This window comes from Dokdonella sp., from assembly GCF_051958935.1.
Taxonomy (GTDB): Bacteria; Pseudomonadota; Gammaproteobacteria; order Xanthomonadales; family Rhodanobacteraceae; genus Dokdonella_A.
This window is the reverse complement of sequence record NZ_JBQCFP010000084.1, coordinates 1-6829: the sequence shown is the minus strand read 5'-3', so window position 1 is coordinate 6829 and position 6829 is coordinate 1. Positions and strand designations below refer to the sequence as shown.

Annotated in this window: 6 protein-coding genes; 2 read left to right on the top strand and 4 right to left on the bottom strand. The window is 70.9% G+C overall.

The features are described 5' to 3' along the window. The 3 genes from ACTHK2_RS07800 to ACTHK2_RS07790 form a co-directional block, all read right to left on the bottom strand. Positions 1 to 959: fatty acid desaturase (locus tag ACTHK2_RS07800; protein WP_440245137.1), on the bottom strand; the 959-nt coding region annotated here is incomplete at its 3' end. Further along, positions 952 to 1332 (bottom strand): thiol-disulfide oxidoreductase DCC family protein, encoded by a 381-nt coding sequence (locus ACTHK2_RS07795; protein ID WP_440245136.1) that lies wholly within the window; start codon positions 1330 to 1332, stop codon positions 952 to 954. The genes ACTHK2_RS07795 and ACTHK2_RS07800, both read right to left, overlap by 8 nt. Positions 1333 to 1478: 146 nt before the next feature. Further along, on the bottom strand, positions 1479 to 2516 hold the full coding sequence (locus tag ACTHK2_RS07790) for a helix-turn-helix domain-containing protein (protein ID WP_440245135.1): 1038 nt from the start codon (positions 2514 to 2516) through the stop codon (positions 1479 to 1481). Positions 2517 to 2857: 341 nt separating this feature from the next. On the opposite strand from ACTHK2_RS07790, the gene ACTHK2_RS07785 reads away from it, so the two are divergent. After that, complete coding sequence (locus ACTHK2_RS07785; RefSeq protein WP_440245134.1) at positions 2858 to 3604, top strand: electron transfer flavoprotein subunit beta/FixA family protein; 747 nt, start codon at positions 2858 to 2860, stop codon at positions 3602 to 3604. 220 nt (positions 3605 to 3824) lie between these two features. Next, positions 3825 to 4772, top strand: coding sequence for an electron transfer flavoprotein subunit alpha/FixB family protein (locus ACTHK2_RS07780; protein ID WP_440245133.1), 948 nt, complete (start codon positions 3825 to 3827; stop codon positions 4770 to 4772). A 247-nt stretch (positions 4773 to 5019) separates the two neighbouring features. On the opposite strand, the gene ACTHK2_RS07775 is transcribed toward ACTHK2_RS07780, so the two are convergent. Then, positions 5020 to 6606: a GMC family oxidoreductase gene (locus ACTHK2_RS07775; protein WP_440245132.1), complete on the bottom strand. Its 1587-nt coding sequence runs from the start codon at positions 6604 to 6606 to the stop codon at positions 5020 to 5022. Positions 6607 to 6829: the final 223 nt, after the last annotated feature.

Genomic DNA, 6829 nt, shown 5'->3' with positions numbered 1-6829 from the left:
TCCATGCGATGTGCGTGGGAGCGGTGGAAGCCGTGATGGTTCTGCGCCTCAGCCCTCAGCATCTGCGCATGCCCACACTGGTCAACCTTTACCCACCCCCGCTTGACACCCGCGCCAGCGCGTCGTTTCCGTACTTCGATCCAAAGCTTGTCCACAGGCCCATCCACGCGCGCTGTGGAAAACTCGGCGAGCGGCGGCGGCGTCGCGCCGCGGGCGTCGAAGCGCCGCGCCAGTTCGCGCAGGCGGCGCGTCGGCACCGCGGGAAACGCGTGATGCTCGGCATGATGGAACATCGACAGGGTCAGCCGCACGAGCCACGCCGCGCGTGCGCTGCGCGCGATGCGCGCGTCGCCGTGGCGGCAGCCGCGGTGGACGAGCCAGATGCCGGGCACCGGTGCCATCGCGTTCGCGACGAGCAGCCACAGCGCCATCGCCTGCACGGTCGCGCCGCCCTGCGTCCAGATCCACGCGTGCACGAGCGCGATGCCGGCGAGCTCGGCGCCGATCCAGCGTCGCTGCCGGCGCGAGCCGTGCACGAGCGCGCTCGCGTGGATCTCGATCGGATAACGCGCGCTCGCCAGCAGGGCACGGCCGAAGCCATGGGCGGCGAGACGTCCCTCGACATCGTCGGCGGCGAGGCAGTCGCGGTGATGGCGCAGGTGCGTCACCTCGATCGCATGCGCCGCGCCGCCGAGCAGCAGGCTCAGCGCGAACAACACGACGTCGGTCGCGCGCGCGCCGAGGCCGAGCGCGCGATGGAAGCCCGCGTGCGCGACGCGCAGGCCCGCCGTGAACATCGCCGCGGTCGCCAGCGCGAGCGCCACGCCGCCTCCGGCGCGGCCCGCGAGCCACACGCCGGCGAGGCCGACCAGCGGCAGCGCGAGTTCCGCAGCGACTTCGCGCGGGCGCAGCGCAACGAGGTCGCGCCATTCGATGCCGGCAAGGCGCGGGTCACGCATGGCCAGCGACGCGACGGCGGCGCAGGCCCGGGCGGCGCTGCGTGAAGGCGACGTAGATCGCGTCGAAGGCGCGGCGCAGGCGCGGATGCGCCCGCAGCACGCCGGCGAGCCGGCGCAGCCCCGGCAGGCGATCCCACAACACCAGATGCGCGGCGAGCCCGACATGCAGGGCGCCGCCCGCGTCGCGCACGTGCAGCAGCGCCAGCGCAGCATCGAGGTCGAACGACTCCCCGCGCAGCACGTCCCTGCCGCCGGCGAGGTCGCGCCAGCGGATCGCTCCCGGCCGCGCGACGCGCCGGTACAGCGCCACCTCGCGCCCGCAGACCGGGCAGAGCCCGTCGTAATACACCGTGATCGCGCCCGTCGTGCCCATCGTCGCCTCCGCCGTTGCCGTACGCAGCCGAGATTGGCCGGGCGAGGCGCGGCGCGCCTCCGGTTTGATCGGAAAGGAACAGGTCGTGCATCGATTCCGTTCGAATCAGCGACTTGCGGCCGTGCGAAATGATCGAACAGGAAGCCTCAGCGGCCGTCGGCGGCGCCCTCGCCGCCGCTACCGCGGCCGCGCCGGTAGCGCCCGGGTACCTCGCCGGTGAGTTCGCGGAACGCGGCGTAGAAGTTCGACTGCGAGGTGAAGCCGACCGCGAGCCCGATCGACAGCACCGACGCCTCGGGTTCATCGACCAGCATGCGCTTGGCGGCTTCGATCCGGTGGCCGCGCACGTAGCGCGAGAAGCCGACGCCGAATTCGGTGTTGACCAGCTCGGAGAGCTGGTGCGGCGTGAGCTCGACGTGTGCCGCGAGGCGCGCGAGGCTGAGGTCTTCGTCGAGATACGCCTTGTCCTCGTCCATCGCCTTGCGCAGGCGCGCGAGCGCGGCCGCGCGATCGACGCGGCCGAGGGTCGACACCGCGTACGCGCTCGCGACCGCCTCGGCGGCGCGCGCGGGCAGGTCCGGGAAGCGCAGCAGCAGGTACAGCGCGCCGAACAGGCCGAGGCCGATCAGGATCGCATAGGCGACCACGAACGCATCGAAGCCGAGCCACGGCGAGGCGAGGCCGAACAGCAGCACCGCGAACGCGACCAGCGCATGTGCGGCGAACACGCCGAGCTCGAGGCGAAAGCGCGCGCGCTGCCGGCGCAGGCGGAACACGAGCCAGGCGAGCCACGCCGCATACGCGGTGCCGGACAGGAATGCGAGCGGCAGCGCGACGCGCGGCGCGAGCCACAGCGGCAGCAGCGCCGGCAGGTAGAACGCGAGGCGCCAGGCGCGCTCGCTCGCCTTCGGCTGCAGCGCGCCGCGGAAGAACAGGAAGAACGCGGCGGCGACCACGAACAGCAGCACGACATAGCCGCGCGACGCCGCCGAACCGGCGTGCTGCTGCAGCCACTGCCCGTGCATCCACTGCAGGAACGCAAGCCCGGCGAGCAGCACGACGCCGCTCGCGCGCGAGAGCCACGACTGCTCCGCCCCGGCATGCACGGTCACGCTCGTCCACAGCAGCAGCGCCGCCGCGCACAACGAGAAACCGATCATCACCAGGGCGAACGTGGCGAGCATGGGCCGATGCGATTCGTCGCGACGCGCGCATCGTGCCACAGCGATCGCTGGTCAGTTTCTGCGCAAAGCGCTTGACAGCCGCATGGCGCGGACGCGTCCGGCCTGCCGCCCACGGGTTGTCCACAGCCCTGTCCACGCCGCCTGTGGAAAAGCCGCGCGCCGCGTCAGGCCACTAGCCTGGTCGCGCCGGCGTTGCCATTCCGCGGGCCTGGTGCAGCGGCGGGGCGTACCCGCGCCGCGGCGCCCCGCCGCAGCACGCAGGACGCGGTTTTCCGCTAAAATCACGCCTCTTTGCGCCGGCTCCGCGCCGCGCGGCTTCCCCCAGCGAGGTTCGACACCCGATGAAGATCCTGGTCGGTTACAAGCGCGTCGTCGACTACAACGTGCGCATCCAGGTCAAGCCGGATGGTTCCGGCGTGGTCACCGACGGCGTCAAGCTGTCGGCCAACCCGTTCGACGACATCGCGCTCGAGGAAGCGCTGCGCCTGCGCGAGAAGGGCGTCGCGAGCGAAGTGATCGTCGCGACGATCGGCCCGGCCGATGCGCAGGCGCACATCCGCAACGGCCTCGCGATGGGCGCGAACCGCGCGATCCACGTCGTCACCACCGAGGCGATCCAGCCGCTCACCGCGGCGCGCGCGCTGCTCAAGCTCGTCGAGAAGGAACAACCGCAGATCGTGCTGCTCGGCAAGCAGGCGATCGACGACGACTGCAACCAGACGGGCCAGATGCTCGCCGCGCTGTGGGACCGCCCGCAGGCGACGTTCGCGTCGAAGGTCGAGGTCGCCGGCAATGCCGCAAAAGTCACGCGTGAAGTCGATGCCGGCCTCGAAACGATCGAGGTCGACCTGCCGGCCGTGATCACGACCGACCTGCGCCTCAACGAGCCGCGCTTCATCAAGCTGCCCGACATCATGAAGGCGAAGGCGAAGCCGATCGAGACGATCGAGTTCGCGAGCCTCGGCGTCGAGTCGGGCGATCATCTCAAGACCACGCACTACGCCCCGCCGGCCAAGCGCAGCAAGGGCGTGATGGTCAAGGACGTCGCGGAACTCGTGTCCGCGCTCAAGGCAAAGGGCCTCGTGTGATTTGCTGTTCCCTTCCCCCGCTCGCGGGGAAAGGTGCCGATGAAATTGCTGTTCCCTTCTCCCGCTTGCGGGAGAAGGTGCCGAAGGCGGATGAGGGACAGCGCGCGATTTCGCACCCTACCCCTCACCCGCGCCTCCGGCGCGACCTCTCCCGCACGCGGGAGAGGTGAAGGCCCGGCCCGCGCGCCGGTGGAACACGAATAAGGAAGCGGCCGAATCCATGAGCAAGATCCTCATCGTCGCCGAACACCTCGACGGCAAGCTGAATCCGAGCACCGCGCGTTGCGTCACCTGCGCGAAGGACATGAAAGCCGAGGCGATCGACGTGCTCGTGCTCGCCGCAGACCCGGGCGCGATCGCGGCGGAAGCGGCGAAGATCGACGGCGTGGCCAAGGTGCTGACCGTCGCGCGCGCCGAGAACGCGCACGCGCTCGCCGCGGTGTACGCGCCGCAGGTCGCCGCCGCGGCGAAGGCCGGCTACACGCACGTGCTCGCGCCGTCGACGACGTTCGGCAAGGACGTGCTGCCGCGCGTCGCCGCGCTGCTCGGCGTCGCGCAGGTGTCGGACATCTCGGCCGTCGAAGGCGCGCATACGTTCAAGCGGCCGATCTACGCCGGCAACGCGATCGTCACGGTCGAAGCGCCCGCGGGCAAGGTGCTCGTCGGCACCGTGCGCACGGCGTCCTACGCCGCGGCGGCGAACGGCGCGAACGCGGCACCCGTCGAGGCGCTCGCGCTCGACGTCGCGCTGCCGAGCCATACGCGCTTCGTCGGCCTCGAACAGGGCAAGAGCGATCGCCCGGACCTGCAGAGCGCGGCGCGCGTCGTCTCCGGCGGCCGCGCGCTCGGCTCGTCCGACGCATTCAAGATCATCTACTCGCTCGCCGACAAGCTCGGCGCCGCAGTCGGCGCCTCGCGCGCCGCGGTCGACGCCGGCTACGTCCCGAGCGACCTGCAAGTCGGCCAGACCGGCAAGATCATTGCGCCCGACCTCTACGTCGCCGTCGGCATCTCCGGCGCGATCCAGCACCTCACCGGCATCAAGGACGCCGGCACGATCGTCGCGATCAACAAGGACGCCGAAGCGCCGATCTTCGAGATCGCCGACTACGGCCTCGTCGGCGACCTGTTCACGCTGGTGCCGGAGCTGGAGAAGGCGCTCGGCTGAGCGCGCGGCACGCAAACTTGCAGGAGCCCACCCTGGGGCGACCGCGGCGTCGCAGTACACCGCAGCGCGGCAGTCGCGCACAGGGTGCGCTCCTGCACCGATGTCGCACGCCGCGCTCTGCAAGAGGCCGATCGTAGGCCGGGTCAAGCCGCGCAGCGGCGGGTCCGGCGCGTGCGCGCCCTGATCCGCGCTACTCTCTCCGCAAGGCATCGCGGCTTCCGCCGCTCCCGCGAACTGCAGCCCGCCATCAGGATGCGAGCAGCAACTCCGCGGCCCGCTCCGCGATCATCACCACCGGCGCATTCGTGTTGCCGCCGACGAGCGTGGGCATGATCGAGGCATCCACCACGCGCAGGCCATCGATGCCGCGCACGCGCAGTTCCGCGTCGACGACGGACGCCTCGTCCTTGCCCATGCGGCAGGTGCCGACCGGGTGGTAGATCGTCTCGGCCTTGCGGCGCACGAACGCGGCGAGGTCGGCGTCACTCTTCGCATCCGCGCCGGGGAAGATCTCCTCGCCGCGATACGGCGCGAACGCGTCCTGCGCGAGGATCTCGCGCGACAGGCGCGCGCCCTCGACCATCATGCGCAGGTCGAAGCCGTCTTCGTCGCCGAGGTAGTTCGGATGGATCGCCGCCGCTGCGCCCGGGTCGGCCGAGCGCAGGCGGATCGCGCCGCGGCTCTTCGGGCGCAGGTGGCAGGCGTGCACGGTGTAGCCGTGGCCCTCGAGGCGATGGCGGCCGTGGTCGTCGAGCAGCGCGGGCACGAAGTGGAACTGGATGTCGCAACGCGAATCGGGCGCGAGGCGCGAACGCACGAAGCCGCCCGCCTCGGCGATGTTGGAGCTGCCGATGCCGTCGCGCCTCATCAGGAAGCGCAGCGCGACCGCGACGTCGTTGGTCTTGTCGTAGGTGACCGCGCGCGTCGAGCGCACGAGCGTGCAGATGTCGAGGTGGTCCTGCAGGTTCGCTCCCACGCCGGCGCGATCGAGCGCGACCGCGATGCCGTGTTCGCGCAGGTGATCGGCCGGGCCGATGCCGGACAGCATCAGCAGTTGCGGCGAATTGATCGCACCGCCGGCAAGGATCACGCAACCCGCGTCCACGCGCTCGGCCTTGCCGCGATGGCGGTAGGCGATGCCCACCGCGCGATCGCCGTCGAGCACGACGCGCGTCGCATGCGCGCGCGTGCGCAGCTCGAGGTTCGCGCGACCAAGCGCAGGCCGCAGGAAGGCGACCGCGGTGGAGCAGCGCGCGCCATTGCGCTGGGTCACCGCGTAGTAGCCGAAACCGTCCTGGGTGTCGGCGTTGAAATCATCGTTGCGCGCATGGCCCGCATCGACCGCCGCGTCGATGAACGCCTGCGACAGCACGTTGTGGTGGCGCAGCGGCGATACCGTGAGTTCGCCGTCGGCGCCATGCCATGCATTCGCGCCGCGCACGTTGCCTTCGCTGCGCTTGAACACGGGCAGCACGTTGTTCCAGGCCCAGCGCGGATCGCCGCTCGCGAGCGCCCAGGCGTCGTAGTCGCCAGGCGCGCCGCGCGTGTAGCACATCGCATTGATCGAACTCGAGCCGCCGAGCACCTTGCCGCGCGGCCACCACAGGCGGCGCCCGCCGAGGTTCGGCTCCACTTCGGTGTGATAGTCCCAGTTGACGCCCTTCTTGCCGACGAGCTTGGCGAGCCCGGCCGGCATGTGGATGAACGGGTGCCAGTCGCGCCCACCCGCTTCGAGCAGCAGCACGCGGTGGGCGGGGTTCGCACTGAGGCGGTTCGCGAGCACGCAGCCGGCGGAGCCCGCGCCGACGATCACGTAGTCGTAGCTCGAGGTCATCGCCCGAGCGTATGCGCAGGCGCTAGAGCCATTACTCCAGAAGCCCGGCTGGGTTTCACCTCTCCCGCTTGCGGGAGAGGTCGCGCCGCAGGCGCGGGTGCGGGACGGCTTGCGAGCGCCTCGCAGGTTGTTCCCTCATCCGCCTTCGGCACCTTCTTCCAAGCGGGAGAAGGGAAAGCGAGCCTTGCGTCGTCATCTCGATCGACCGTGAGCGCGATGCTCT

Coding starts and splice junctions, on each gene's coding strand:
- ACTHK2_RS07780 (WP_440245133.1), top strand. CDS start 3,825: ATGAGCAAGATCCTCATCGTCGCCGAACACCTCGACGGCAAGCTGAAT.
- ACTHK2_RS07795 (WP_440245136.1), bottom strand. CDS start 1,332: ATGGGCACGACGGGCGCGATCACGGTGTATTACGACGGGCTCTGCCCG.
- ACTHK2_RS07790 (WP_440245135.1), bottom strand. CDS start 2,516: ATGCTCGCCACGTTCGCCCTGGTGATGATCGGTTTCTCGTTGTGCGCG.
- ACTHK2_RS07785 (WP_440245134.1), top strand. CDS start 2,858: ATGAAGATCCTGGTCGGTTACAAGCGCGTCGTCGACTACAACGTGCGC.
- ACTHK2_RS07775 (WP_440245132.1), bottom strand. CDS start 6,606: ATGACCTCGAGCTACGACTACGTGATCGTCGGCGCGGGCTCCGCCGGC.